This window comes from Streptomyces shenzhenensis (assembly GCF_021462265.1).
Taxonomy (GTDB): Bacteria; Actinomycetota; Actinomycetes; order Streptomycetales; family Streptomycetaceae; genus Streptomyces; species Streptomyces shenzhenensis.
The window spans coordinates 13448-39206 of sequence record NZ_JAJONF010000051.1 but is presented as its reverse complement, the minus strand read 5'-3'; the positions used below and the strand labels follow the sequence as shown (position 1 = coordinate 39206).

23 protein-coding genes are annotated in these 25759 nt (G+C 73.3%); 13 read left to right on the top strand and 10 right to left on the bottom strand.

All coding sequences use genetic code 11. From position 1 onward, the window contains the following. Positions 1–81 precede the first annotated feature (81 nt). Positions 82–1077 (bottom strand): Lrp/AsnC family transcriptional regulator, encoded by a 996-nt coding sequence (locus tag LQ326_RS39800; RefSeq protein ID WP_234543955.1) that lies wholly within the window; start codon positions 1075–1077, stop codon positions 82–84. 195 nt (positions 1078–1272) lie between these two features. Between LQ326_RS39800 and LQ326_RS39795 the strand changes: the two genes are divergently transcribed. Further along, positions 1273–2868 (top strand): MFS transporter, encoded by a 1596-nt coding sequence (locus LQ326_RS39795; protein ID WP_234543954.1) that lies wholly within the window; start codon positions 1273–1275, stop codon positions 2866–2868. 4 nt (positions 2869–2872) lie between these two features. On the opposite strand, the gene LQ326_RS39790 is transcribed toward LQ326_RS39795, so the two are convergent. Continuing rightward, positions 2873–4204, bottom strand: a complete 1332-nt coding sequence (locus LQ326_RS39790; RefSeq protein WP_234543953.1) for an enolase C-terminal domain-like protein — start codon at positions 4202–4204, stop codon at positions 2873–2875. Positions 4205–4470: 266 nt separating this feature from the next. Between LQ326_RS39790 and LQ326_RS39785 the strand changes: the two genes are divergently transcribed. From LQ326_RS39785 to LQ326_RS39770, 4 genes are all read left to right on the top strand, one after another. After that, complete coding sequence (locus LQ326_RS39785) at positions 4471–4992, top strand: hypothetical protein (RefSeq protein ID WP_234543952.1); 522 nt, start codon at positions 4471–4473, stop codon at positions 4990–4992. Between the two features lie 22 nt (positions 4993–5014). Further along, complete coding sequence (locus LQ326_RS39780) at positions 5015–9277, top strand: cation-translocating P-type ATPase (RefSeq protein ID WP_234543951.1); 4263 nt, start codon at positions 5015–5017, stop codon at positions 9275–9277. A gap of 351 nt (positions 9278–9628) precedes the next feature. Continuing rightward, on the top strand, positions 9629–9997 hold the full coding sequence (locus LQ326_RS39775; protein ID WP_234543950.1) for a DUF779 domain-containing protein: 369 nt from the start codon (positions 9629–9631) through the stop codon (positions 9995–9997). 104 nt (positions 9998–10101) lie between these two features. Continuing rightward, on the top strand, positions 10102–11313 hold the full coding sequence (locus LQ326_RS39770) for a phosphodiester glycosidase family protein (protein ID WP_234543949.1): 1212 nt from the start codon (positions 10102–10104) through the stop codon (positions 11311–11313). Positions 11314–11322: 9 nt separating this feature from the next. On the opposite strand, the gene LQ326_RS39765 is transcribed toward LQ326_RS39770, so the two are convergent. From LQ326_RS39765 to LQ326_RS39740, 6 genes are all read right to left on the bottom strand, one after another. After that, positions 11323–11517: a hypothetical protein gene (locus tag LQ326_RS39765; RefSeq protein WP_234543948.1), complete on the bottom strand. Its 195-nt coding sequence runs from the start codon at positions 11515–11517 to the stop codon at positions 11323–11325. Between the two features lie 102 nt (positions 11518–11619). Beyond that, positions 11620–12483: a phosphatidylinositol-specific phospholipase C/glycerophosphodiester phosphodiesterase family protein gene (locus LQ326_RS39760; RefSeq protein WP_234543947.1), complete on the bottom strand. Its 864-nt coding sequence runs from the start codon at positions 12481–12483 to the stop codon at positions 11620–11622. A 224-nt stretch (positions 12484–12707) separates the two neighbouring features. Next, a complete protein-coding gene (locus LQ326_RS39755) occupies positions 12708–13790 on the bottom strand; it encodes an acyl-CoA dehydrogenase family protein (RefSeq protein WP_234543946.1) in 1083 nt (360 codons plus the stop codon). Continuing rightward, positions 13787–15025 carry an acyl-CoA dehydrogenase family protein gene (locus tag LQ326_RS39750; protein ID WP_234543945.1) on the bottom strand — a complete coding sequence of 413 codons (1239 nt, stop codon included), beginning with the start codon at positions 15023–15025 and terminating at the stop codon, positions 13787–13789. The genes LQ326_RS39755 and LQ326_RS39750 overlap by 4 nt, the downstream gene beginning before the upstream one ends. Then, positions 15022–15990: an NADPH:quinone oxidoreductase family protein gene (locus LQ326_RS39745; protein WP_234543944.1), complete on the bottom strand. Its 969-nt coding sequence runs from the start codon at positions 15988–15990 to the stop codon at positions 15022–15024. The genes LQ326_RS39750 and LQ326_RS39745 overlap by 4 nt, the downstream gene beginning before the upstream one ends. Before the next feature lie 109 nt (positions 15991–16099). Next, positions 16100–16672: a helix-turn-helix domain-containing protein gene (locus LQ326_RS39740; RefSeq protein ID WP_234543943.1), complete on the bottom strand. Its 573-nt coding sequence runs from the start codon at positions 16670–16672 to the stop codon at positions 16100–16102. A gap of 78 nt (positions 16673–16750) precedes the next feature. On the opposite strand from LQ326_RS39740, the gene LQ326_RS39735 reads away from it, so the two are divergent. The 5 genes from LQ326_RS39735 to LQ326_RS39715 all read left to right on the top strand — a co-directional run bounded on the left by LQ326_RS39735 (position 16751) and on the right by LQ326_RS39715 (position 21570). After that, positions 16751–17686, top strand: a complete 936-nt coding sequence (locus LQ326_RS39735; RefSeq protein ID WP_234543942.1) for an NAD(P)/FAD-dependent oxidoreductase — start codon at positions 16751–16753, stop codon at positions 17684–17686. A 165-nt stretch (positions 17687–17851) separates the two neighbouring features. Beyond that, a complete protein-coding gene (locus LQ326_RS39730; RefSeq protein ID WP_234543941.1) occupies positions 17852–19390 on the top strand; it encodes an ATP-dependent DNA ligase in 1539 nt (512 codons plus the stop codon). Next, the gene (locus LQ326_RS39725; protein ID WP_234543940.1) at positions 19387–19854 is read left to right on the top strand and encodes an NUDIX hydrolase; all 468 of its coding nucleotides are present in this window, start codon (positions 19387–19389) and stop codon (positions 19852–19854) included. Before LQ326_RS39730 ends, LQ326_RS39725 begins: the two co-directional genes overlap by 4 nt. A gap of 75 nt (positions 19855–19929) precedes the next feature. After that, complete coding sequence (locus tag LQ326_RS39720) at positions 19930–21315, top strand: NADP-dependent succinic semialdehyde dehydrogenase (RefSeq protein ID WP_234543939.1); 1386 nt, start codon at positions 19930–19932, stop codon at positions 21313–21315. A 24-nt stretch (positions 21316–21339) separates the two neighbouring features. Further along, on the top strand, positions 21340–21570 hold the full coding sequence (locus LQ326_RS39715; RefSeq protein ID WP_089105419.1) for a DUF6213 family protein: 231 nt from the start codon (positions 21340–21342) through the stop codon (positions 21568–21570). Positions 21571–21847: 277 nt separating this feature from the next. Here the strand turns inward: LQ326_RS39715 and LQ326_RS39710 are convergent, their stop codons facing one another. Then, positions 21848–22306 (bottom strand): hypothetical protein, encoded by a 459-nt coding sequence (locus tag LQ326_RS39710; protein ID WP_308402122.1) that lies wholly within the window; start codon positions 22304–22306, stop codon positions 21848–21850. Between the two features lie 184 nt (positions 22307–22490). Between LQ326_RS39710 and LQ326_RS39705 the strand changes: the two genes are divergently transcribed. From LQ326_RS39705 to LQ326_RS39695, 3 genes are read left to right on the top strand one after another with little or no spacing between them, the layout of a single operon-like run. Continuing rightward, on the top strand, positions 22491–23555 hold the full coding sequence (locus LQ326_RS39705; protein WP_234543938.1) for a type III polyketide synthase: 1065 nt from the start codon (positions 22491–22493) through the stop codon (positions 23553–23555). Then, the gene (locus LQ326_RS39700; RefSeq protein WP_372497074.1) at positions 23552–23857 is read left to right on the top strand and encodes a hypothetical protein; all 306 of its coding nucleotides are present in this window, start codon (positions 23552–23554) and stop codon (positions 23855–23857) included. Before LQ326_RS39705 ends, LQ326_RS39700 begins: the two co-directional genes overlap by 4 nt. Before the next feature lie 7 nt (positions 23858–23864). After that, positions 23865–24386: a cupin domain-containing protein gene (locus LQ326_RS39695; protein WP_234543937.1), complete on the top strand. Its 522-nt coding sequence runs from the start codon at positions 23865–23867 to the stop codon at positions 24384–24386. Positions 24387–24476: 90 nt separating this feature from the next. Here the strand turns inward: LQ326_RS39695 and LQ326_RS39690 are convergent, their stop codons facing one another. Continuing rightward, positions 24477–25703, bottom strand: coding sequence for an acyl-CoA dehydrogenase family protein (locus LQ326_RS39690; protein ID WP_234543936.1), 1227 nt, complete (start codon positions 25701–25703; stop codon positions 24477–24479). Positions 25704–25759 lie beyond the last annotated feature (56 nt).

Genomic DNA, 25759 nt, shown 5'->3' with positions numbered 1-25759 from the left:
GCGAAAACCGAACGGCGGCGGGAAGCCCGTGCCGGGAGGCTGCACGAGCGAATCGGTCGAGTTTGTCGACAACACGGTTTTCTAACCGGACGTCGAAGGCACCAGGCGGCCCCTGGAGATGAGGGACGCCGCCTTCTTGAGGGGCCGGGCCCGCATGCTGACGCTGTAGCCGTCGACGCCGGAGATCGCGGCGACGCGGGTGGTCAGGTAGCGGTAGAAGTCGTCGGGGTCCCGGGTGATGACGCTGGCCAGCAGGTTGTACTCGCCGGTGACGGCCCCGACGAACGGGACCTCCGCGTGGCGCGCGACCTCCTCGCCGACCCGCTCCAGGTGGGCGGGGGCCACCCGCAGCCACATGTGGGCGTTGAGGGGGTAACCCAGGCGCTCCGGGAGCAGCTCGACCTCGTATTCGAGGGTCCCGGCACTCTCCAGCGCCTCCAGCCGCCGGGCCACCCGGGTCGACGACCAGCCGGTGCGTTCGGCGAGGCGGGTGTGGGTGGTGCGGCCGTCCTCGGCGAGGGCGTCGAGCAGCGGGGCGTCCTCGTCCGCGGGAGGCGGCGGGGGCGCGGGGGCGGGCGGGGGCCGCTCCGCCGTGAGCTGCCGTACCTGCTCGGCGTCGAGGCTGTCGCCGTAGCCGGTCCACTCGGCGGTGCCGGGAGCGCCGTACTCGTGCAGGAGCAGATCGATGCTGACGTCCAGGACCGACGCGGACTTCGGCAGTTGCCGGAACAGGCCGTCGTCGCGCTCCGTGTCGAACGGCGAGCGGATCACGCAGAAGATCTCCGAACCGCCCGAGGCCAGATGGGCGTAGGCGATGTCGGGGCGCCGGGTCAGGGCGTCGGCGAGCGGGCCGACCCGGTCGGGGCGGCAGCGGACCCGGGCCACCCACTCCGCGGAGCCGTAGACCCGGGGGTTGACGAGTCCCAGCACGCGCAGTGCGCCGCTGCGGCGCAGCGCCTGGTAGCGGCGGGCCGCGGTCTGCTCGGAGACACCGGCCACCTCACCGATCCGGCGGAAGGGCAGCCGGGGCGCGCACTGCAGGGCGCGGAGGATCTTCCTGTCCACGGTGTCGAGCATGGCGGAAGTGTGTCATGGCCAGGCGGGCCCCATGGAGGTTTTCGCGGCCGGAGGGCCCCTTGGTTGGTGGTTGTGGGCGTGAGGAGTGGATGCTGTGGCGGCGGGTTTCCCCTCGGACGTCCGTACGACACAGGCCCACCGGACACCCCGGTGGGCCTTCGACCGCGGCGCGCTGCGTCGCGAAGGAGTATCTCCGTGAACGTCACGACACCGGCGAGCGCGCCGGTCGAGCGGCGGGCGGCCACGATCGTCATGGCCTGCCTGGGCGTCTTCGTCGCCTACCTCCCGGTCACCACCGTCGCCGTGAGCCTGCCCGCCGTGCAGGCCGCGCTGAAAGCCTCGACCGCCCAGCTGTCGTGGGTGCAGGACGCGTTCGTGCTGCCGATGGCCGCGTTCATCCTGACCGCGGGCGTCTTCGGGGACGTCCACGGGCGCAAGAAGGTGTTCCAGGCGGGCCTGCTGTTCTCGGCGGCGGGCGCGGTCACCGCGCTGTGCGCGCGCTCGATCGAGGTCGTCTGGGCCGGGCAGGCCCTGGCCGGCGTCGGCGCGGCCGCGCTGCTGCCGACCACGCTGGCGCTGATCAGCCATGCGGTGCCGGACCACCGGGAGCGCGGCAGGTTCATCGGCGTCTGGGCCACCTGTCTGATGGCGGCCCTGGCCGTCGGTCCGCTGATCGCCGGTGTGGTCGTCCAGCACTTCTCGTGGCGCTGGATCTATCTGCCGAGCGCTCCGGTCGCGCTGGCGGCCGTGGCCGTCGCGGCCCGGCGGCTGCCCGACTCGCGGGCGCCGCACGGGCGCCGCCTGGACTGGCCCGGCCAGCTGACCGCCACGCTCGCGGTCACCGCCCTGGTGTACGGCGTGATCGAGGGCGGGGCGAGCTCGTTCACCGACGTGAAGGTGATGGTGGCGCTGTTCACGGCCGTGGCCGCGGGGGGCGCGTTCGTGCTGGTGGAACGGCGCAGCGACAGCCCGATGCTGGACCTGAGCCTGTTCCGCAGCCCCGCCTTCACCGCCACCACGCTGGTCGCGATGACCAGCTTCCTGGCACTCATCGGGTTCTTCTTCGTGCTCAGCCTGTACTTCGGCATGGTGCAGCGGCTCGACACCATGCAGGCGGCGTGGCGACTGGTCACGGTCACCGGGGCGTCCCTGCTGGTCGGCGGCCCGGCCGGGCGGCTGATGCACCGGATATCGGCGCGCGTGATGATCACCGGCGGTCTGCTGCTGGTGGCCGCCGCCCAGTTCACGCTGACCGGCCTGACCGCCGACACCTCGTTCGGCTCGGCGGCCTGGCGGCTCGCCCTGCTGGGCCTCGGCGTCGGGTTCGTCATGACGCCGATGACCGCGACCGCGGTGGCCTCTGTGCCGCACCACCTGGCCGGCATGGCCGCCGCCGCCAACAACGCCTTCCGGCAGGTCGGCGGCGCCCTCGGTCCGGCCGTCCTGGGCGCGCTGCTCACCAGCCGGGCCCTCGGCGCGCTGCCGGAACACCTCACCGGCGCGGGGGTCACCGGCGCGACGCAGGACCAGGTCGTCGCGACCGCTCGGGCGGACGGCCTCGGCGCGGTCGCCGGGCTGGACCTGGGCGCCTCGGCCGGCCGGACGATGGGAGCGCTCGGCGACTCCTTCCTGGACGGAATGCGCCTGTGCCTGATCACGGCGGGGAGCCTGACACTGCTGGCGGCCCTGGTCGCGGTGGTCCTGCTGCGCGCGCCGCGGCAGCAGCCGACGCTCCGGGCGGCGGGCCACACCACGGTCGGTCAGGCGGCCCAGGCCGCGCGGGGCGCCTGACGGCTCACCGCACCAGGCAGGGCCGCTTGGGGTCGAAGGTCCAGCCCTCCACGAGGTACCGCATCCCGGCGGCGTCGTCCCGGCCCGCGCCGAGGTCGCGCTCCTCGTGGAGGGCGTGGGCCGCGAGCAGCCGGTCCATGTCGAGCCGGACGCCGAGGCCGGGTGCGTCGGTGACGGCGACCTCACCACCGACGATCCGCGGCGGCTCGACGGTCAGCCGCTCCTGCCCCTCCTGCCAGATCCAGTGCGTGTCCAGGGCGTTGTAGTCGCCCGGGGCCGCCGCACCGCAGTGGGCCATCATCGCGAGCGAGATGTCGAAGTGGTTGTTGGAGTGGCAGCCCCAGGTCAGCCCCGTCTCGTGGCAGAGCTGCGCCACCCGCACAGACCCGCGCATGGTCCAGAAGTGCGGGTCCGCCAGCGGGATCGACACCGACTGCAGGGCGAGGGCGTGGGTGAGCTGCCGCCAGTCGGTGGCGATCATGTTGGTCGCGGTGGGCAGCCCGGTGGCCCGGCGGAACTCGGCGAGGATCTCGCGGCCGGAGTAGCCGCCCTCGGCGCCGCAGGGATCCTCGGCGTAGGCGAGCGTGCCGAGCAGCGGGCGGCACAGCTCTACGGCCTCGCGCAGGGACCAGGCACCGTTGGGGTCGAGGGTGATCCGGGCCTCGGGGAAGCGTTGCTTCAACGCCTGGACGGCCTTGACCTCCTCGGCGCCCGCCAGCACACCGCCCTTGAGTTTGAAGTCACGGAAGCCGTAGCGGTCGTAGGCCGCCTCGGCCTGCCGGACGATCGACTCCGGGGTGAGTGCCTCCTCGCGGCGGATCCGGTACCAGGGCACGTCCGAGTCGGGTTCACGGAGGTAGTCCAGGTCGGTGCGGTCGGGGTCGCCGACGTAAAAGAGGTAACCGAGGACGCGCACCGAGTCGCGCTGCTTGCCGTCGCCCAGCAGGGCGGCGACCGGCACCTCCAGGTGCTGGCCGAGCAGGTCGAGCAGGGCGGACTCGACGGCGGTGACGGCGTGCACGGTGGTACGCAGGTCGAAGGTCTGCTCCCCGCGGCCGCCGGCGTCCCGCCCGCCGAACTCCTTCCCCACGGCCCGCAGCACCCGCTGGTAGTCCCCCAGCCGTGCGCCCACGACCAGCGGCTCGGCATCCCGCAGGGTCCGGGTGATCGCCGCCCCGCCGGGCACCTCACCGAGCCCGGTCCGCCCCTCGGAGTCCTCGACGACCACGACATTGCGGGTGAAGTACGGGGCGTGCGCACCCGAGAGGTTGAGCAGCATGGAGTCCCGGCCTGCCACCGGATACACGGAGAAACGGGTGACGAAGGGCTGACTCATGGGCGAAGGTCCTCACTGCCGCGGACGGGTCATCTATATATGCAGATAGAGGCTATGGATGCGGACGCGCTTCGGTCAATGGCGGACCAGGGCCTCACACCGGCCTCATCCGCTCGCACAGCGCCAGGGCCGGTCGCCGGGATCATCCGTTATATCCACTTTGCAGATGACTTTCCGATACATCCGACAGATCCTGGATGATCCCGGATATTCGGGGGCACTCAGCAAGGCAGAACGTGTGATCCCTGCATCGACGAGGAGTAGTCATGGCTGAGCGAACGTCTTCCTCGGCCCTCGCCACGCCCCTGCGGAACGTCGCCTCGGCGGTGCGCCACGTGCCCGGCGCCGAGATGGTGAGCAAGGCCGCCGAGGGAACCCTGGACAGGATCGGGGCCGTCTCGCCCCGGGGCCGCCGGATGGCCGTGTACGCCGGAGCCGGCGTACTCGGAGCGGTCGGACTGGTCGAGTGGCCCGTCGCGCTGACCGGGGCGGCGGTGGCCTGGCTCACCCAGCCCCGTCCGCACCACGACGGCGAGACCGCCCACCCCGAGGCGGCGGACATGACCGACACCGCGGGCCACGGCGCCTACGTGGCGATGGGCGACGCGGCGACGACGGCGCCGCAGGGCCCGGCCACCGGCGCCCCGGGCCCGATGCTGGAGGACGAGATGCGAGGCGGCGCCTGGACCCGGCCGGCCGAGCCGGCCACCCCGCCCACCGGCTCGCAAGCGGCGCACGGGAGCGAGGAGCCGCCGGCCACCGGCCCGACCCCGCCGCCCACCAGCTGACGTGAGCCAGGGGCGAGGGGCGATGACGCTCGGGTTGCCGGCCGTGCCGTCCGTCGCCGGGCGGGTCCTGTCCGGGGCGCCCCGGCTGCTGGCCCGGGCGGCCGCGCCGGGAGTCGGTGCGGTCGCGGGAGCGGCGGCCGGCACCGCGCGGGCCGGCGTCAGGAGCCTGGACACGGCCGCCCGGATGACCAGGGCGGCCCGCAATGCGCTGCTCAGCGACGGACGGCAGTGGCGGTCCGGCACCCGCGCACACCTCGCGCTGCGGGCGGCCGACCCCGGGCAGGCCCGGGACGCGGGCGGTCTGCACCGGATCGCCGGGCATGTCGCCGAGGCACTGGCCGAACACCCTGACGTCCTGTTCGCCTACTGGGACGAGGGCCTCGGCCGCCTGGTGGTGGCCGCCGCCGAGGACACGGCCGTGGACCAGATCCTGGAACACGCGGCCGACCTCGCCGACCGGCACGGTCTCACCGCGGCGGCCGACGCGCCCGAGGAGGTCACACACCCCGCCGACCCGGCGGGCATCCGGGCTGCCCTGGCGACCCTGGCGGCCGACCTGATCGGTGCCGGGATCGGTGTCGCCGCGTACTGGCTGCGGCTCCCGCCGTCCCCGCGTGCGGTGACCGCGGTGGTGACGGTGCTCCGGGAGAACCCGCGCGTCCGCGGCGCGATCCGCGCCCGCCTGGGCGCCGACGCCATGGACCTGCTGCTGGCCTGCGCCAACGCCGCGGCCCACGGGGCCGGGCAGACCCCCGCCGCACTGCTGCTCGACGGGGCGCTGCGCGGCTGCCAGCTCGCCGACACCATGGGGCGGGCGGTCGCCTTCGAGCTCTTCCACGACGAACTGTGCACCCCGGACCGGCCGAGCGTCGGCGACGGCAGCCGTCCGCGCCGGCCCCTGCGCACCACCCCCGCCCAGGAGTACGCCACCCACGCCTTCGCCGGCAGTGTGCTGGGCGCGGCGGCCACCCTGCTGGTCAAGCACGACGCCACCGAGGCGGCGGAGGCGGTGCTCGCGGGCTCCCCCAAGGCCGCCCGGTACGGGCCGACCGCGTTCGAGGCGGTGCTCGGCGCCGTACTGGCCCGGTCGGGGCTGCTGGTCCGCGATCCGGAACGGCTGCGCGAACTGGAACTGGCCGGCACGATCGTGCTGCATCCGAGCGCGGTGCGCACCGCGGACGGGGATCCCGACCCCTGGACCGAGCCGGTGCTGGACGCGGCCCGGCGCGCCGGGCTGCGGGTGGTGCTGGTGGACGACCCGGCGCTGGAGGACTTCACCGGCCTCGCCGACCAGGTGGTCGACGCCCGGCGGCCGTTGGACGACATCGTCTGCTCCCTGCCCGAGGACTCGGGCGCGGTGATCACGGTGGCCCGGCTGTGGTCGGGCAGGGACACCGGGGTGCTGGCCGGGCTGCTCGCCGGTGACATCGCGCTCGCCCTCACCGACGGCGGCAGCGCGGTCGTCTGGAGCGCCGACGCCCTCGCCCTGCACGGGCTGCCCGACGTGTGGCGGCTGCTGACCGCGATCCCGGCCGCGCGCCGGGTGGGCCGGCGCTCGCAGACCCTGGCCCGGTCGGGTGCCGCGCTCTCCGGGCTGCTGGTCGCCGTCGGCGGGCGGAGGACCGGGCGCGGCGGCTGGATCGCGCTGCCCGGTCTGCGGCACGCACCGGTGGACGGCGCCGCCGCGGCCGCGCTGGTGTCCGGGACGCGGGCGGCCCTGCGGGTGGCGCGGGCCGAGGCCCCCCACCCCAGGGCGCGGGTGCACTGGCACGAACTCGGGCCGCGGGAAACCCTGGAACGGCTGGAGCACGAACGCGAGATCGAGCCGCCCGGGGAGCGCGAGCGGACCCCCGAGCCGTCCCCGAGCCCGCTGCTCACGCCGGTACGGTGGACACGGCGGCTCGCCCACGCCGTACGCAGTGAACTGGACGACCCGCTGACCCCGGTGCTCGCCGTCGGCTCGGCGGCGTCCGCGATCGTCGGCTCGGCCGTGGACGCCCTGCTGGTGGTCGGCGCGCTCGACCTCAACGCCCTGATCGGCGGAATCCAGCGGCTGCGGGCCGAACGGGCCGTGTCCGGGCTGCTCGCCGAGCAGCAACGGCAGGCCCGGGTGGCCGACTCCGCCGAGGGGCCGGAGACGCACACCGTGGACGCGGCACGCCTGTCACCGGGCGATGTGATCGACCTGCACACGGACGACGTGGTGCCGGCCGACGCCCGGGTGCTGTTCGAGGAGGGCCTGGAGGTCGACGAGTCCGCGCTGACCGGGGAGTCGGTGCCGACCGAGAAGCACACCGCCGCGACCCCGCACGTGCCGGTGGCCGACCGGCACTCGATGGTCTTCGAGGGCACCACGGTGGCCGCCGGTCACGCGCGGGCGGTCGTGGTGGACACCGGCGAGCGCACCGAGGCCGCCCGCGCCGTCCACCTCGCCGCGCGGACACCCCCGGCCGCCGGAGTGCAGGCCCGGCTGCACGAACTCACCGCGAAGGCGCTGCCGTTGACACTGGGCGGCGGCGCCGCCATCACCGGCCTCGCCCTGCTGCGCGGCACCCCGATCCGGCAGGCGGTGAGCGGTGGCGTGGCCGTCGGCGTGGCCGCCGTACCGGAGGGGCTGCCGCTGGTGGCGACGGTGGCCCAGCTGGCCGCCGCCCGGCGGCTGAGCCGGGACGGGGCGCTGGTCCGGGCACCCCGCGCGCTGGAGGCGCTCGGCCGGATGGACACCATCTGCTTCGACAAGACCGGCACGCTCACCGAGAACACGCTGCGCCTGGTGAAGGTGACCGGCACCGACGGGGAGAGCCATGCCCCGGACGACGAGGCGGTGGCCGGCATCCTGCGCGTGGCGGCCCGGGCCTGCCCCCAGCTCGATGACGGCGACGGCCCGCCGGAGCACGCCACCGACGCGGCGGTGCTGGACGCGGCCGAACCCGACCCCGGGTGGGAGCAGTCGCAGGAGCTCGCGTTCGAGGCGGCCCGTGGCTACGCCGCGGCCGTCGGCCGCTCCGGCGGGGAACCGCCCCTGCTGGTGGTGAAGGGCGCCCCGGAGACAGTGCTGCCCGCCTGCTCCGACGTCACCGGACACGCCTCGCGGACGGCCCACGAGCTGGCCGCCGAGGGCCTGCGGGTCCTGGCCGTCGCCCAACGCCGCACGAGCGACGCCGAGAACGCGCCGAATGCTCTCGAACAGCCCCTGGAGCGACTGGAGTTCCTCGGACTGCTCGGCTTCGCGGACGCCCCGCGTGAAACCTCCAAGGAGCTGGTGCGCAGTCTCTACGAGGAGAAGGTACGGCCGGTGATGCTCACCGGCGACCATCCGCAGACCGCCCGGTCGATCGCCACGGAGCTGGGCTGGCCGGCGGACACGGTCGTGGTGACCGGCGAGGAGCTGGCCGCCGCCGACCGAACGGGCCGGGCCCGGATGCTCCGCGACGCGGGTGTCGTCGCCCGGGTGGCGCCGGAGCAGAAACTGCAGGTCGTAGAGGCGCTGCGGGACGCGGGACGGGTGGTCGGCATGGTCGGCGACGGCGCCAACGACGCGGCGGCGATCCGCGCCGCCGACATCGGCGTGGGCATCAGCGCCCGCGGCTCCGCCGCCGCCCGCAACGCGGCCGACGTCGTCCTCACCGACGACGACCTGACGGTGCTGATCGACGCCGTCCGGGAGGGCCGGTCGCTGTGGCACAGCGTCGCGGACGCCGTCGCCATCCTCATCGGCGGCAACGCGGGCGAGATCGGCTTCGGCATCCTCGGCACCCTGCTGTCCCGCAGCGCCCCGCTGTCCACGCGTCAGATGCTGCTGGTCAACCTCTTCACCGACCTGTTCCCGGCGATGGCGGTGGCGGTCACGCCGAAGGAGACGGCGGAGCGGTCGGACCCGGGGTCGCCGTCGGCCGCGCTCGGCGCGCCCCTGCTGCGGCGGATCCGGCACCGCGCGCTGACGACCAGCGCGGGCGCGCTCATGGCCTGGCTCGTCGGCCGCGGCACTCCCGGCACCTCCCGCCGCTCCAGCACGATGGCGCTGGCCGCGGTGGTCGGCACCCAGCTCATCCAGACCCTGCTGGACCGCCGGGACAGCGCGCTGGTCCGCCTCGCCTCGCTCGGCTCGGCCGCCGCCCTGGTCGCGGTCATCGAAACCCCGGGGATCAGCCACTTCTTCGGCTGCACCCCGCTGGGCCCGTTCGCCCTGGGCGCGGTGACCGCGTCGGTCGCCCTGGCCGTCTGGGGACAGCGTGCCCTGCCCCTTGTGGACCGGACGATCGCGAACCTGATGCCGCGTCCGTGAGTCCGCGTCCGCGTCCGCGTTCACCGGGGCGTCCCCCAACTGTCTCAGGGCCCGCCCCGAAGTGAGGCGGACCCGCGGTGGTGGCGAGGATCCGGCGGGGGCCTCCAGGCCGTCCGGCTCGGGCGTCCGGATGTCCATCGGTACGACGGCCGAGCGCGCCGTACGCCCTCGCCCCGCCCACCGGCCCGAGGGCGTACGACGGCCCCCTCGACGCGGCACTGGAACCTGGGCGGCCCGGATCCGCCCGGCGAGCGCGCCGCGTGCCGAACAGAGCGGCGACCGCTTCTGGACGTGCCCGTGACGGGGCGTGAGACTGAGGGGGTCCCACGCCCCGGCCCCGGGAGGGCGACCATGGCCGACCCGACAGCGACGCCACCGCGCGTCGAACTCACCACGCAGGCCGCCGAGCTGGTGCGCCGGCTGCACGCCGAGCACGGTCCGCTGATGTTCCACCAGTCCGGCGGCTGCTGCGACGGCAGCGCGCCCATGTGCTATCCGGACGGCGAGTTCCGCACCGGCGGCTCGGACGTGCTGCTGGCCGAGCTGGCGGTGGACGGTGTCGAGCAGCCGGTCACCTTCTGGATGTCCCGCAGCCAGTACGAGGTGTGGAGCCACACCCGGCTGATCGTGGACGTGGTACCCGGACGGGGGAGCGGTTTCTCCCTGGAGGCACCCGAGGGGGTGCGTTTCCTCACCCGTTCTCGCGTAGTCGACGGCTAGCCGCCCCGCCGGTCACTCTCGTCTGCTGCACTTCCTGAGTCCTGAGCGAACTCGACGAGACATCAGGAGGTGCGGTGACGCGTCGTCAGAGACGGCTTGCGGCGGTGACCCGAACTCTGTGCACGATTCTCACCACGTCCGGCTTACTGGCCGGTGCGGCCCTCGCGGGGGCGGCACCGGCCACTGCCGTGCCGGGCGCCGGCCGGATCGCGTCCGGCGTCACCTACCGGCAGTTCGACGTCCCGGCGGCCCGGGGCACGGTCCACGCCCATCTGCTGACCGTCGACCTGAGCGACCCGCACGTCCACGTGGACCTGCTCACCCCGGGCGCGGTGGCCGCGCGGTCGCCGGTGTCCGCGATGGCGGACGCGGCGGGCGCGGTCGCGGGCGTGAACGGCGACTTCTTCAACATCACCGAGACCCAGCACCCGGGCGTCGAGGCCACCGGCGCCGGCGTCGGCCCGGCGATCGCGCACGGCAGGGTGCTCAAGGCCGCGGTGCCCACGGCCCAGCGGTTCGGCCCGGCACTGCCGCCCGGCACCGACACCACCGACGTCTTCGGTGTCGGCGTGGACCGCCGGGCCCGGCTCGACCGGCTGACGCTCGTGGGCACGGTCCGGACCCCCTACGCCACCCTCGCGCTGCGCGGGCTCAACCAGTACGCGCTGGCGCAGGGGTCCGTCGGCGCCTACACCACCGCCTGGGGCTCGGCCTCCCGCAAGCGCGCCACCTGCGGCTCGGACACCGACCGGGCCGCCGGGTGCAGCACGGACACCTTCGAGGTGCGGATCCGCGCCGGCCGGGTCGTCGCCACGTCCGCCGCCCCGGGCAGCGGCGCGATCGCGGCGGGTACGACCGTTCTGCTGGGCCGGGAAGCGGGCGCGGACCGGCTGCGCGCCCTGGTCAAGGGCGAACCGGTCACGGTGCGCGAGCACTTGGTGTCGGCCGCCGCCAGGATCCCGTACCGGTTCGCGGTCGGCGGCTACCCGGTGCTGCGCGGCGGCGAGCCGTCGGCCGGGCTGAACGACACCACCTCGGCCGTGCGCACGGCGGTGGGTTACGCGAGCGGCGGGCACCGGCTGCTGCTGCTGGCACTGGACGGCGCGGTGGCCTACCGCAGCGGTATGACCATCGCCGAAGTCGCCCGCGAGATGCGGCAGTTGGGGGCGGCCGACGCGTTCAGCCTGGACGGCGGCGGCTCCACGACGATGGTGGCCCGCACCGCGGGGGCGAAGACGGTGAGCGTGCTCAACCACCCCACTGACAGCCCGGAGCGCGCCGTGGCGAACGGGATCGGGGTCTTCTGGAAACCCTGAGCCGACGGCTCAGGGCCGCAGACCGCTGACCAGGTCGGCGGTCGCGGTGAGCCCGCCGCTGATGGTCGGCGCCATGCTGGTGCTGGCCAGGCAGAAGCCGAGCACCACGCAGACCAGGGCGTGCGAGATCTTCAGCCCGCCCTGGCGCGTCAAGAACACGGCCAGGAACAGGAGCAGCAGCACCACAGAGATGGAAACGGCCATCGCGAACCTCCTCCGCCACGCCCGTTTCGGGGCGTTCGGCCGCAAGTGTGGCGTAGCGGAGGGTGGGCCGGTGCGGTTGACACGGCCTCCGTTCGAGTGGTGTCACGACATCGCGTGGGCGTCCAGGAAGGCCTCAAGACCGGCGAGATCGTCGGTGTTGAGGTAGTCGGCCCCGGCGGCGAGCAGCTCGCTCCACAGCGCGTCGCGTGCCGGTCCGGCCACGTCCGGGGTGGCCCAGAACCGCACCTTCTGCCCGGCCGCGTGCGCCTGCTGGACGATGCCCCGCAGCTTGTGGCGCTCGGCCTGCGGGAAGTCGCCGTCGCCGAGCCAGGAGAAGTTGAGGGTCCAGTTGTCGCTGATCAGCGGGACGAAGGAGGCGGGCGCCGAGGTGCCGAGGTCGGTGAGCCGGCCGTCGTAGAAGGCCCGGCGCACGGTCTGCACCTCCATCGGCGTGCGCGCGGCGCGGTCCCCGGAGATGACGTTGGTGACCGCACCGGGGATCACCCGGCCGTACGCGTAGGTGGTGAACAGGTGCGGGTAGCGCCGCAGATGCCGGTCGAGCTCCAGGTAGGTCGAGGAGCCCTCGGTCTTGATGTCGATGAGCAGTTGCAGCGGCCGCCGCCGGCCCCGGTACACAGAACCGTGGTTGGCCTTGACGATCGCGGCCAGCGGGTCGAGGTACAGGGATTCGAGGGTCCGGGTCGGGTCCAGGTCGTCCTCGGTGTGGCCGACGAGGAGCTGGTCGCCGACGAGGAAGATGTCGGCCTCGACGCTGCCGAAGCGGTGGTCGAGGGCGTCGTGGAGTGGGTGGGTGTGCTCGTAGTCGTTGTGGGCGTGGGCACGCCACAGCGGCCGCGGACCGCGGTGACCGCCGCTCGCCCAGGCCTGTGCCCCGGGCAGCACGACGGCGCCGGCGAGTGCGGCACCGAGGGTCGTGAGGGCTCCGCGACGGGTGGTGAGGGCCATGCTCTGCCTCCCTTGTAGGGCCATGAGGGACCGAAGGGAGTATGCGTGCGAACAGAGCCCGATGGGCTTGTCCGCGAGCGGAGTTGGCTGGACCGACACGCCGGGTTCACTTCATGCGGCCTCAGCGCCGGCGCGCCCCGAAGCGGCGCGGGACGGTATCGGACATGCGGCTCCGCCGCGGGTGCGCGACCAGTCCCCACGCACCCGCGGCCGAACCCGCTACCTCACGGCGTCCGCAGATCGACCAGCGCGCCCAGGGCTTCCCGATGCGCCCCCGCCGTGCCGAAAGCGATCGAATCCGCCTTCGCCCGCTTCAGATAGAGGTGGATCGGATGTTCCCAGGTCATCCCGATCCCCGCGTGCAGCTGCAGCGCCTCCTCGGCCGCGCGCACGGCGACCGGCGCCGCGTAGGCCTGCGCGACGGCCACCAGCACGTCGGCGTCCTCGCCGGAGGCCAGCGCGTCGGCGGCACCCCGCGCGGCGGCCCGCAGATTGACGACCTCCAGCCACAGCTGCGCAAGCCGGTGCTTGATCGCCTGGAACCCGCCCACCGGCCGGTTGAACTGCTTGCGCTCCTTGAGGTACCGCACGGTCTCGGTCAGCGCCCATTCGGCGACCCCGAACTGTTCGGAGGCCAGCAGCCCGGCCCCGGCCCGCAGTGCCCGCCGTACCGCGGGCTCCGCGTCGCCCACGCGCCGCGCCGCCGCCCCGTCCAGCGTCACCGTGGCGAGCGGCCGGGTCAGGTCGAAGGACACCTGCGGGGTGACGGAGACGGCGCCCGCCTCCACCGCGTACAGCCCGCCGTCGTCCCCGGGCACCAGCAGCACGTCCGCGGCGGCCGCGTCCGCGATCCCGGTCAACTCACCGTACAGACGGCCGTCTTCGACGCGTACGGCCGCGAACGCGGCCTCCGGGGCGACATGCAGCCCCACCGCCAGCGCCCCGACCGTCCGCCCGGACGCCAGCTTCCCGAGCAGCTCCTCGTCGCCGCAGGCCAGCAGCGCCTCGGTCGCCACCACGGCACTGGTCAGATACGGCACGGGCGCCACCGCCCGCCCCAGCTCCTCCAGCACGACCGCGACTTCGCGGTGCGAGGCGCCCTGGCCGCCCAGCTTCTCCGGTACCAGCAGTCCGGCGAGCCCCATGCCCTCCGTGAGAGCCTTCCAGGCGGCCGCGTCGTGCGGGGTGTCCGACTCGGTGCGGGCGATCACGCCCGGCGCGTCGCAGTGGTCGGCGAGCAGGTCCCGTACCGCCGCCCGCAGCGCCTCTTCCTCCTCCGAGTACAGCAGGTCGGGCTGCGCGCTCATCGGGCCAGGTCCTTCCATGCGACGTCCTTGTCGGTGCGCGGCTCGGCCGGCAGGCCCAGGACGCGTTCGGCGACGATGTTCAGCAGGACCTCGCTGGTCCCGCCCTCGATGCTGTTGCCCTTGGCACGGAGGTAGCGGTAGCCGGCGTCGCGGCCGGTGAAGTCCACCAGTTCGGGCCGGCGCATGGTCCAGTCGTCGTACAGCAGGCCTTCCTCGCCGCGGAGTTCGACCTCCAGGCCGCTGATCTCCTGGTTGAGGCGGGCGAAGGCGAGCTTCATGCCGGCGCCTTCGGGGCCGGGCTGGCCGGCGACGAGCTGCTGGCGCAGGCGTTCGGCGGTGAGGCGGGCGACCTCGGACTCGACCCACAGCTTCAGCAGCCGCTGGTGCAGGTCGTGGGTGCGCAGTTCGGGGCGTTCGCGCCAGGTCTTCGCGACCGGGCCGATCATGCCGCCCTCGCGGGGCAGCCGCATGCCGCCGATGGCGACGCGCTCGTTGTTCAGCGTGGTCTGGGCGACCCGCCAGCCGTCGCCGACGGCGCCGAGGCGGCGGGAGTCGGGGATGCGGACGTCGGTGAGGAAGACCTCGTTGAACTCGGCCTCGCCGGTGATCTGGCGCAGCGGCCGGACGTCCACGCCCGGGTCGGTCATGTCGCAGACGAAGTAGGTGATGCCCGCGTGCTTGGGCACGTCCGGGTCGGTGCGGGCGATGAGGATGGCCCAGCGGGCGTTGTGCGCGCCGGACGTCCACACCTTCTGCCCGTTGACCACCCACTCGTCGCCTTCCCGGACCGCCCGGGTGCCGAGCGCGGCCAGGTCGGAGCCGGCACCGGGCTCGCTGAAGAGCTGGCACCAGACCTCCTCCCCGATCCACAGCGGCCGCAGAAAGCGCTGCTTCTGCTCCTCCGTGCCGTACTTGAGGATGGTCGGCGCGGCCATGCCGAGCCCGATGCCGTTGCGGCGCGAGTCGTTGTCGGGGGCGCCCGCGGCCTCCAGCGCCGCGTCCACGACGACCTGGAGGGAGCGCGGGGCCCCGAGGCCGCCGAGGCCCTCCGGGTAGTGCACCCAGGCCAGTCCCGCGTCGAAGCGGGCCTTCAGGAAGTCGAGCTTCCCGGTCGTGGCAGACGAGAGGGACGGGCCCGCAGGGCCCTCGGTTGAGGGCGGTGGTGGGAGACGGGTGGGCGGATGTGCGGCCAGCAGTTCGGCTGTGCGGCGCTCCAGTTCGACGGCGTCGGTCATGCCGCGGCTCCCTTCGGTACGACGGTGACCCGGCCGGTGGTGACGCCGTCACCGACCCGCTGCACGGCGGCCGCGGCCTCGGACAGCGGGACCCGCTCGCTCACCAGCGGCTTGATGGCGCCCTTGGCGGCCAGCTCGGTGAGCTGCTGGTGGCAGTGCAGGATCAGCTTGGGGTTCTTCGTGGCGTACAGGCCCCAGTGCAGTCCCAGGATCGAGTAGTTCTTCACCAGGGCGTGGTTGAGCGCCGGGCTGGGGATGGTGCCGCTGGCGAAGCCGACGACCACGATCCGGCCCTCGAAGGCGACGACCTTGGCGGACTGGGTGTAGGCGTCGCCGCCGACCGGGTCGTAGATCACGTCGGCGCCCCGCCCGCCGGTGGCCTCCTTCACGGCGGCGACGACGTCCTCGGCGCGCCGGTCGATGACGACGTCACAGCCCTGCTCGCGGGCCACGGCCGCCTTGTCGGCGCCGCCGACCACGCCGATCACCGTCGCCCCGGCCGCCTTGCCGAGCTGCACGGCAGCGCTGCCGACCCCGCCGGCGGCCGCGTGCACGAGCAGGGTCTCGCCGGCCTGGAGGGCCGCCCGGCGGTGCAGGCCGAACCAGCCCGTCTGGTAGCCGATGTGCAGCGCGGCGGCCTCGGCGTCGTCCAGCGCGTCCGGGGCGGGCAGCAGCGCGGCGGCGTCCGCGACCGCGTATTCGGCGAAACCGCCGTACGGCAGCGCCGGGTTGGCGATCACCCGGCGCCCGTCCTCGGTCTCGCCGCAGATCTCCACGCCCGGGGTGAACGGCAGCGGCGGGCGCACCTGGTAGTGGCCCCGGCACATCAGCACGTCAGGGAAGTTGATGTTGGCGGCACGCACCCTGAGCAGCACCTGGCCGTCGCCGGGCGTGGGCCGCTCCACCTCCTGGAGCCGCATCACCTCGCTCGGCTCGCCGTTCTCGTGCACTTGCCATGCCTGCATGCGGTGCCTCCACGGGACTGTGTCGACTGCGTCGTCCGACCTGGGTCCATCGCATACTAAGCGGTCGCTTGCCGTCGAGGGAACAGCCTCCCGGGGAACGCCGGATTCGTCACGCCCGCTTCGGCCGCGCCCGCACGTGCATGCGCTCCCCCTGCGGCCCGAACAGGCTCAGGAACTCCACCGGCCCCTCCCCCGTCGACCCGAACCAGTGCGGCACCCGGGTGTCGAACTCGGCCGCCTCTCCCGCCGTCAGCACGACGTCGTGCGCACCGAGCACCAGGCGCAGCTTCCCGGACAGCACGTACAGCCACTCGTAGCCCTCATGGGTACGCGGCTCGGGTTCGAGGCCCCGCTTCGGTTCGACCACCTTGAAGGCCTGCAGACCACCCGGCTGCCGGGTCAGCGGCAGGAAGGTACGGCCGTAGCGCTCCATCGGCTTGGCCCGCACCCGCGGATCGCCGGCCGGCGGCGAACCGACCAGTTCGTCCAGGGGCACCTGATGGGCCTGCGCGATCGGCAGCAGCAGCTCCAGGCTGGGCTTGCGGAGCCCGGACTCCAGCCGGGAGAGGGTGCTGACCGAGATGCCGGTGGTCTCGGAGAGGGCGGCGAGGGTGACCTCACGCTCCTTGCGGAGCCGGCGCAGCCGGGGCCCCACGCCCGCGAGGACGTCGTCCGTAGTCATCCCTGCATTGCAGTTTCGGCAAAGGCGTTTGTCAATCCCGCAGCGGCCGGGCCACGCTCGGCCGCGGAGGTGGTCACCATGACCGATACGTACGAGGTGGTCGTCGTCGGAGGCGGCGCGGCCGGGCTGTCCGCCGCGCTGGTGCTGGGCCGGGCCCGGCGCCGCACCCTGGTCGTCGACGCGGGCGAGCCGCGCAACGCCCCGTCGGCACACATGCAGGGGTTCCTGTCCCGGGACGGCATGCCGCCGGCGGAGTTCCTGGCCGTGGGCCGGGAGGAGATCGCCCGGTACGGCGTGGAGCTGGTCCGGGACCGGGCGGTGGACGCGGCCGGCGGCCACCCGGACGGCTTCACGGTGTCGCTGGCGGGCGGCCGGACCGTCCGGGCCCGGCACCTGGTCGTCGCCACCGGCCTGAAGGACGAGCTGCCGCCCGTCCCCGGCGTGGCCGAACGCTTCGGCAGGGATGTGCTGCACTGCCCGTACTGCCACGGCTGGGAGGTCCGCGACCGGGCGTTCGGCGTGCTGGCCACGACCCCGATGAGCGTGCACCAGGCGCTGATGGTCACCCAGTGGTCCAAGGACGTGACCCTCTTCCTGCACCAGGTCGAGGAGGCCGAGCTGAGCGACGACGACCTGCGCAGGCTGGCCGCGGCCGGGGTACGGGTGGTGCCGGGCGAGGTGGCGGGACTGTGCGTCGAGCACGACCGGCTGACGGGCGTGCGGCTCCGGGACGGGAGCGTGCACGACCGGGAGGCGCTGTTCGTCGCGCCCCGGCCGGTCCCGCGGAACGACCTGCTGACCGCGCTGGGCGCGGAGCTGAAGCAGACGCCGTTCGGCAGCTACCCGGTGATCGATGAGCGGGGCCTGACGACCGTGCCCGGGCTGTGGGCGGCCGGCAACGCGAGCGGGTTCGCGGAGCAGGTGGTCAACGCGGCGAGCCGGGGCTACCGCGCAGGCGCGGCGATCAACGGCGAACTGCTCTTCACGGACCTGGACGCGGCCGCGCGGGGGTAGCACCGCCCCGCCCGCGCGGTGGGGGGTGGCCGACCCCGCCTGCGCGGGATGGGTGGGGCCCGGCCCCGCCCGCGCGGAGGCGGGTGCTGCCGCCCCCCGTGCCGACGCGGATCCGGGCACGCCCGTGGTGGTGTGATCCGGCCGCGCCCGTTGCACCATGGCTGCATGCTGCTGACCCGGCTCGCCGAAGTGTCCCGGGAGGTCGCCGCCGCCGCGGCCGTCTCCCGCAAGACCGCGCTGCTCGCCGGGCTCTTCCGGGAGACGGCGCCCGACGACGTACCGGTGGTCATCCCCTACCTGGCCGGCCGGCTGCCCCAGGGCCGCCTCGGCGTCGGCTGGAAGGTGCTGGGCAGGAGCGTCCCGCCGGCCGCCGAACCCTCCCTCACGGTCCGCGAGGTCGACGCCCGGCTGACCGAGCTGGGAAAGGTCTCCGGACCCGGCTCGCAGGCCGAACGCAGTCGGATCACGGGCGAGTTGATGGCCGCGGCGACGGCGGACGAGCAGCGCTTCCTGCTGGGGCTGATCACCGGGGAGGTACGGCAGGGCGCCCTGGACGCGGTCGCCGTCGAGGGACTCGCGCAGGCGACGGGCGCGGACCCGGCCGCCGTCCGCCGGGCGGTGATGCTCGCCGGTTCCCTCCAGACGGTGGCCGAGGCGCTGCTGGCGGACGGCCCGCCGGCCCTGGACCGCTTCCGGCTCACCGTCGGCCGCCCGGTGCTGCCCATGCTGGCGCACACCGCCGCGGCGGTCGCCGAAGCGGTGGCGAAGCTGGGCGGCTGCGCGGTCGAGGAGAAGCTGGACGGCATCCGGGTCCAGGTCCACCGGGACGGTGACGCCGTGCGCGTCTTCACCCGCGCCCTCGACGACATCACCGACCGCCTCCCCGAGGTGACGTCCGCCGCACGGGAGTTGGACGGCCGAAGGTTCATCCTGGACGGCGAGGTGATCTCCTTCGCCGCGGACGGCCGCCCCCGCTCCTTCCAGGAGACGGCGGGCCGGGTCGGCTCCCGGGTGGATGTGGCGAAGGCCGCGCGGGAGGTCCCGGTCTCCCCGGTCTTCTTCGACGCGCTCTCGGTCGGCGACCACGACCTGCTCGACCTCCCGTTCGCCGAACGGCACGCGGAGCTGGCCCGGCTGGTCCCCGAGCCGATGCGGGTGCGCCGCGCGCTGGTGTCGGGGCCCGGGGAGACGGCGGCCGCCGAGGAGTTCCTCGCGGCCACCCTGGACCGCGGCCACGAGGGAGTGATCGTCAAGGCCCTGGACGCCCCCTACAGCGCCGGCCGCCGGGGCGCCTCCTGGCTGAAGGTGAAGCCCGTGCACACCCTCGACCTGGTCGTCCTGGCGGCCGAATGGGGCCACGGCCGCCGCACCGGCAGGCTCTCCAACCTCCACCTCGGCGCCCGCAACCCGGACGGCACCTTCGCCATGCTCGGCAAGACGTTCAAAGGCATGACCGACGCGATGCTGGAGTGGCAGACCGCCCGGCTCAGGGAACTGGCGGTCTCGGACAGCGGCGGGGTGGTGACCGTACGCCCCGAACTCGTCGTCGAGATCGCCTACGACGGCCTGCAGAAGTCGACCCGCTACCCGGCGGGCGTCACCCTGCGCTTCGCGCGTGTCGTCCGCTACCGCGAGGACAAACGGCCTCAGGAGGCCGATACGGTGGAGACCCTGCTGGCCGCCCACCCGGAGGTACGGCGTTGACGGAGCCGAGGCGAAGCGCGGGACTGCTGCTGTTCCGGCGTACCGGTGCGGGTCTTGAGGTGTTGCTCGGCCATATGGGCGGGCCGTACTTCGCGAAGAAGGACGCCGGTGCCTGGACCGTCCCCAAGGGCGAGTACGAGCCTGCCGAGCCGGCCTGGGAGGCGGCCCGGCGCGAGTTCCAGGAGGAGCTGGGGCTGCCGCCGCCGGACGGCGCGGCGATCGAACTGGGCGAGGTCCGGCAGGCCAACGGCAAGATCGTCACGGCGTGGGCGGTCGAGGCCGACCTGGACCCGGCCACGATCGCCCCCGGCACCTTCGTGATGGAGTGGCCGCCGCGGTCGGGCCGGATCCAGGAGTTCCCGGAGCTGGACCGGGTGGCCTGGCTGACCGCCGACCGGGCCCGCGAGGTGATCGTCACGGCCCAGGCCGCGTTTCTCGACCGGCTGGCGGAGCACTCGGGCTGAACAGACGCCCACGCGTTGCGGTCCCCGGGGCCGCGCGCGAAGGTCATAGCAAGCCCGCTCCCAGGGAGGTCAGCCATGCCCATCGCGACGGTCAACCCGGCGAACGGCGAGACGCTCGAAACGTTCGAGGCCATGGACGAGAACGAGCTCGAACGCCGGCTCGAACTCGCCGAGGCCACGTTCCGCACGTACCGCACGAGCACCTTCGCCGAACGCGCCCGGCTGCTGCACCGGGCCGCCGACCTGCTGGACGCGGACCGGGACGCCATCGCCCGCACCATGACCACCGAGATGGGCAAGCCGCTGAAGCAGGCCCGCGCGGAGGCCGCCAAGTGCGCCAAGGCGATGCACTGGTACGCCGACCACGCGGCGGAGCTGCTGGCCGACGAGGAGCCGGCCGAGACGGACGTGAAGGACTCGGGCGCGTCCCGGGTGCGGGTGCGCTACCGGCCGGTCGGGCCGGTGCTCGCCGTGATGCCGTGGAACTTCCCGCTCTGGCAGGTGGTCCGCTTCGCCGCGCCCGCGCTGATGGCGGGCAACGTGGGCCTGCTCAAGCACGCGTCCAACGTCCCGCAGACCGCCCTGTATCTGGAGGACCTGTTCCACCGGGCCGGTTTCACCGAGGGCTGCTTCCAGACCCTGCTGATCGGCTCCGGCGCGGTCGACGACGTCCTGCGCGACGAGCGGGTGAAGGCGGCGACACTCACCGGCAGCGAGCCCGCGGGCCGCGCGGTCGCCGCCACCGCCGGTGAGATGATCAAGAAGACGGTGCTGGAGCTGGGCGGCAGCGACCCCTACGTGGTGATGCCCTCGGCCGACATCGACCGCGCCGCGCGGATCGCGGTGACCGCGCGCGTGCAGAACAACGGGCAGTCGTGCATCGCCGCGAAGCGGTTCATCGTGCACACGGACGTCTACGACACGTTCGCCGAGAAGTTCGTGGCGGCCATGGCGGCGCTGCGGACGGGCGACCCGATGGACGAGGAGACGGACGTCGGGCCGCTCGCCAGCGAGCAGGGGCGCAAGGACCTGGAGGAACTGGTCGAGGACGCGAAGCGGTCGGGTGCCGAGGTGCTGTGCGGCGGGCAGCGGCCGGACGGCCCCGGCTGGTACTACCCGCCGACCGTGCTCGCCGGGATCCACCGCGACATGCGCATCCACCGCGAGGAGGCGTTCGGGCCGGTGGCCACGCTGTACCGGGCCGGGGACCTGGACGAGGCGATCCTCATCGCCAACGACTCGCCCTTCGGGCTGAGTTCGAACGTGTGGACGCGGGACGACGCCGAGGTGGACCGGTTCGTACGGGATCTGGAGGCGGGTGGCGTGTTCGTCAACGGCATGACCGCCTCCCACCCGGCGTTCCCCTTCGGCGGGGTGAAGCGGTCCGGATACGGCCGCGAGCTGTCCGGGCACGGAATCCGGGAGTTCTGCAACATCACCACCGTTTGGCAGGGTGTGTGACGGTTGCACGGCTACGATCCGGGTGTGAACCGCGAAGTGACTCTGCCTCTGATCGTCGACGACCGCGGTACCTTGCAGGTGGCCGCGGCCGACGTGAGTAAGTTGTTGCGGACGTTGGGGGCGCGGTGGCTGCGTCTGGTGGAGGCCGACGAGGGCGGGCTGGACGAGGACACGGTGGCCGCCCTGACCATCGAGCTGGCGAAGCTCGCCGACCGGATCGACGTGGCCTGTATCGCCCACAGCAGTGGGGAGTGACGGTCGTCCGGCGAGCGCGGGACGGGTGGGGGCCGTGGCGCCCGCGCGGCGGCAGCCGCACATCGAACCCAGCCTCGCGCCCCTGAGCCAGTGCACTGAGCGAGGTCCAGAACATCTGCTCGTACGCCTGAAGCAGACGGCCGTAGGCGTACACCCGCTTCTCGTCCAGGCGGCCCGCGTGCAGTCCCGCCTCCACCGCCGCCGTCGCCTGCCGGTCCAGGGCCGGCGCTGGAGTCGCGAAGAAGTCGAAGAAGGCGCAGGCCTCGTCGGTGAAACCCTAGTGGGTGCGCAGTCCCTGCGCGATGCTCGCGCAATACGTACCCCACGTCGCGAAGTTGGCCGTGACGGCCAGGACGGCGTCCGTCGGGCCCGCGTTGAGGGCGAGCCAGGAGAGGTACGCCTGGCAGCCCGGCAGGGGCTCGTACGCCCGCATGCGCTCCTCGTCCACCGCGCACGCCTCGGCGAACGCGCCCAGCCGCGCCGCCGCCAGTTCCTCGCCCTCGGCCAGCGCCGCGAAGAACCCGGCGGCCGCCGGCTCCTCGGTGGCGCGCTGCGCCAGATGCAGGAACGCGCGCCGGTCGGCGGGAATCACCCGGTGTTGTCCCAGCGCGAGGACGGCGAGTGTCCCCGGACTCGCCCGGCCGCCGGCGACGAGGGGGACCCATGGATTGACGTTCGAGTCCGGGGCAAGCTCTGACCTGGTCTTCTTCAGCATCTCCGCGGCCGTGGCGGGCATCGCGTCCTCCTCGTCCTGATACCTCTGTGCTGCTCCGACCCTGACACGGGGTCACCGGTTCGGAGTAGTTCGGCGCGAGATCATCGCCCTCCCGGGTGATCGTGAGGGGACCACCTCCTGAGGTGAACCACCTCTCTGACCGGTCGGGCAAAACCCGCCGGAAAGCTGAAAGCAGGCACGGTTCATGGCGACTTTGTGCAAACCCTCAGTGTCGGTCCCGGAGTACGTGATCACGATGGAGGAGACGCTGGAACTGGCGCGCTCCCACCACGAGAACCACCCGCAGCTGCCGCTGGCGCTGAGACTGATCGAGAACACTGGCGTTCGCACCCGGCACATCGTGCAGCCGATCGAGGAAACCCTGAAGCACCCCGGCTTCGAGGAGCGCAACAAGCTCTACGAGGCCGAGGCCAAGGCCCGGGTCCCCGCCGTCATCCAGCGGGCACTCGACGACGCGGAACTGCTCACCACCGACATCGACGTGATCATCTACGTCTCGTGCACGGGCTTCATGATGCCCTCGCTCACGGCGTGGCTGATCAACGAGATGGCCTTCGACTCCACCACCCGCCAGCTCCCCATCGCGCAGCTCGGCTGCGCGGCCGGCGGAGCCGCGATCAACCGGGCGCACGACTTCTGCTCGGCGTACCCGGACGCCAACGCCCTCATCGTGGCCTGCGAGTTCTGCTCGCTGTGCTACCAGCCGACCGACCTCGGCGTCGGCTCGCTGCTCTCGAACGGCCTCTTCGGCGACGGCATCGCCGCCGCCGTGGTCCGCGGCAAGGGCGGCACGGGCGTCGAACTCGAACGCAACGGCTCGTACCTGATCCCCAAGACCGAAGAGTGGATCATGTACGACGTGCGGGCCACCGGGTTCCACTTCCTGCTGGACAAGCGGGTCCCGGCGACCATGGAGCCGCTCGCGCCGGCCCTCCAGGACCTGGCGGGGCTGCACGGCTGGGACGCGTCCGACCTGGACTTCTACATAGTCCACGCGGGCGGGCCGCGCATCCTGGACGACCTCAGCAAGTTCCTCCGGGTCGAGCCGCACGCGTTCCGGTTCAGTAGGTCCACGCTCACCGAGTACGGCAACATCGCCAGCGCCGTCGTCCTGGACGCGCTGCGCCGGATGTTCGACGAGGGCGGCGCCGAACACCAGGCGCGTGGCCTGCTGGCCGGGTTCGGTCCCGGCATCACGGCGGAGATGTCGCTGGGTCGCTGGCGGCGTTCGGACGGAGGGGCGGCATGACCGGGGTGACGCTCACCGAACCACTCGGCCCCACCGACGGGGCCGCCTGTCCGGTCCGGCACCGGGAGGTGCCGGACCGGGTGGGGGCGGCCTTCGACCCCGCCCTGAGCGAACTGATGCGGGAGGGTCCGGTCACCCGGAGCCGGCTGCCGAACGGCGAGGGCCGGGCGTGGCCGGTCACCTGGTACGACGACGTACGGATGGTGGCCGACGCCCCCCGGTTCAGCCGCGACCCGGAGGTCTTCCCCTTCAGGACGGGCGCGCCGATCCGGGGCCCCGAGACGCTTCCGGTGACCTGGTGAGCGGCCCATGACCACGACCGAGGGACTCCTCGTACCACCGGGACACGGGCGCGTGGTCCACACGCCGGCCCAGCGCGTCACCTTCAAGGTGACGGGCACGCACTCACGGACGTCCTCCACCTTCGAGGTGGAGGTCCCGCCGGGCTTCGACGTGGGCGCCCATGTACACACCCGCAGCGAGGAGCTGTTCTACGTCCTCGACGGCGAGCTGGACGTCCTCGCCTTCGAGCCGCGCATCCGCACCCCCGACAACTGGCAGAAGTGGGAGTCGAGTTCGGGCACGAGAGTGGTGCGGGCGACCCCGGGCACGGTGATCGTCGTGCCGCCGGGATGCCCGCACGCCTTCGCCAACCCGACGGAGACCCCGGCGAGGATGTTCTTCCAGTCGTCCCCGCCGCCCGATCACGAGCGCTACTTCGAGGAGCTGCTGGAGATCCTGGGCAGCGACGGGCCCCTCGACCACCAGGCGATCGAGGAACTCCGGCAGCGCTACGACATCGAGCAACTCACACCGCTGAAACACCGGTGACAGTGCCCACCTGTTGTCCGGGGGCGCGGGGAACTGCGCGACCAGCCACCGACGGCCGTCGGTCCGCAGCGCACCGCGCCCCCGACGGCGCTAGCGAATCGGCATCCCCGACAGAGTGCGAGCGATCACCAGCCGCTGGATCTCACTGGTGCCCTCGAAGATCGTGTAGATCGCGGCATCCCGGTGCATCCGCTCCACCGGGTACTCCCGCGTGTACCCGTTCCCGCCCAGGATCTGGATCGCCTGGGCGGTCACCTTCTTCGCCGTCTCGCTCGCGAACAGCTTCGACATCGACCCCTCGGCCGCGGTGAACGGCTTCCCGTTGACCGCCATCCAGGACGCCCGCCACACCAGCAGCCGGGCCGCGTCGATGGACGTCCTCATGTCCGCGAGCTGGAAGGCCACCCCCTGGTTGTCGATGATCGGACGCCCGAACTGCTCACGGGTCATGGCGTAGTCGAGGGCCACCTCGTACGCGGCGCGTGCGGTGCCTACGGCCATCGCACCGACGGCGGGCCGCGACGCCTCGAACGTGGCCATGGCCGCGTTCTTCACCCGCTCCCCGCCCGACTTCGCCCGCTCCCGGGCCCGGGCAAGCCGCTCGTCCAGCTTCTCCTTGCCGCCGAGCAGGCAGGACCCGGGCACCCGGACGTTGTCCAGGACGACCTCGGCGGTGTGCGAGGCACGGATCCCGTGCTTCTTGAACTTCTGCCCCTGGGACAGGCCGGGCGTCCCCGTCGGGACGATGAAGGAGGCGTGGCCCTTGGAGCCGAGCTCCGGGTCGACGACGGCCACGACGACGTGGACGTTGGCGATGCCGCCGTTGGTCGCCCAGGTCTTCGTGCCGTTGATCACCCACTCGTCCTTGGCCTCGTCGTAGACGGCCCGGGTGCGCATGGAGGCCACGTCGGAGCCGGCGTCGGGCTCGGAGGAGCAGAACGCGGCGACCTTGACGTCGTTGGGGTCGCCGTACATCTGGGGGATCCAGGTGCCGATCTGCTCCTCGGTGCCGTTGGCGAGCACGCCGACGGCGGCGAGGCCGGTGCCCACGATGGACAGGGCGATGCCCGCGTCGCCCCAGAACAGCTCCTCCATGGCCATGGGGATGCCGAGGCCGGTGGGGTCGAAGTACTGCTGGGCGTAGAAGTCCAGGGAGTAGATGCCGACCTTGGCGGCCTCCTGGATGACCGGCCAGGGAGTTTCCTCACGCTCGTCCCATTCGGCGGCCGCGGGGCGGATGACGTCGGCGGCGAACCCGTGCAGCCAGTCCCGGACCTCCTTCTGTTCGTCGTTGAGTTCCATGGTGAACTCGGCCATGACTCCTCCAGCGGCGGCGCATAATATGTTACTAGCGGTAACCCGAGTCTGTTACT

Coding starts and splice junctions, on each gene's coding strand:
- LQ326_RS39800 (WP_234543955.1), bottom strand. CDS start 1,077: ATGCTCGACACCGTGGACAGGAAGATCCTCCGCGCCCTGCAGTGCGCG.
- LQ326_RS39790 (WP_234543953.1), bottom strand. CDS start 4,204: ATGAGTCAGCCCTTCGTCACCCGTTTCTCCGTGTATCCGGTGGCAGGC.
- LQ326_RS39785 (WP_234543952.1), top strand. CDS start 4,471: ATGGCTGAGCGAACGTCTTCCTCGGCCCTCGCCACGCCCCTGCGGAAC.
- LQ326_RS39780 (WP_234543951.1), top strand. CDS start 5,015: ATGACGCTCGGGTTGCCGGCCGTGCCGTCCGTCGCCGGGCGGGTCCTG.
- LQ326_RS39775 (WP_234543950.1), top strand. CDS start 9,629: ATGGCCGACCCGACAGCGACGCCACCGCGCGTCGAACTCACCACGCAG.
- LQ326_RS39765 (WP_234543948.1), bottom strand. CDS start 11,517: ATGGCCGTTTCCATCTCTGTGGTGCTGCTGCTCCTGTTCCTGGCCGTG.
- LQ326_RS39760 (WP_234543947.1), bottom strand. CDS start 12,483: ATGGCCCTCACCACCCGTCGCGGAGCCCTCACGACCCTCGGTGCCGCA.
- LQ326_RS39755 (WP_234543946.1), bottom strand. CDS start 13,790: ATGAGCGCGCAGCCCGACCTGCTGTACTCGGAGGAGGAAGAGGCGCTG.
- LQ326_RS39750 (WP_234543945.1), bottom strand. CDS start 15,025: ATGACCGACGCCGTCGAACTGGAGCGCCGCACAGCCGAACTGCTGGCC.
- LQ326_RS39745 (WP_234543944.1), bottom strand. CDS start 15,990: ATGCAGGCATGGCAAGTGCACGAGAACGGCGAGCCGAGCGAGGTGATG.
- LQ326_RS39740 (WP_234543943.1), bottom strand. CDS start 16,672: ATGACTACGGACGACGTCCTCGCGGGCGTGGGGCCCCGGCTGCGCCGG.
- LQ326_RS39735 (WP_234543942.1), top strand. CDS start 16,751: ATGACCGATACGTACGAGGTGGTCGTCGTCGGAGGCGGCGCGGCCGGG.
- LQ326_RS39730 (WP_234543941.1), top strand. CDS start 17,852: ATGCTGCTGACCCGGCTCGCCGAAGTGTCCCGGGAGGTCGCCGCCGCC.
- LQ326_RS39720 (WP_234543939.1), top strand. CDS start 19,930: ATGCCCATCGCGACGGTCAACCCGGCGAACGGCGAGACGCTCGAAACG.
- LQ326_RS39710 (WP_308402122.1), bottom strand. CDS start 22,306: ATGCCCGCCACGGCCGCGGAGATGCTGAAGAAGACCAGGTCAGAGCTT.
- LQ326_RS39705 (WP_234543938.1), top strand. CDS start 22,491: ATGGCGACTTTGTGCAAACCCTCAGTGTCGGTCCCGGAGTACGTGATC.
- LQ326_RS39700 (WP_372497074.1), top strand. CDS start 23,552: ATGACCGGGGTGACGCTCACCGAACCACTCGGCCCCACCGACGGGGCC.
- LQ326_RS39695 (WP_234543937.1), top strand. CDS start 23,865: ATGACCACGACCGAGGGACTCCTCGTACCACCGGGACACGGGCGCGTG.
- LQ326_RS39690 (WP_234543936.1), bottom strand. CDS start 25,703: ATGGCCGAGTTCACCATGGAACTCAACGACGAACAGAAGGAGGTCCGG.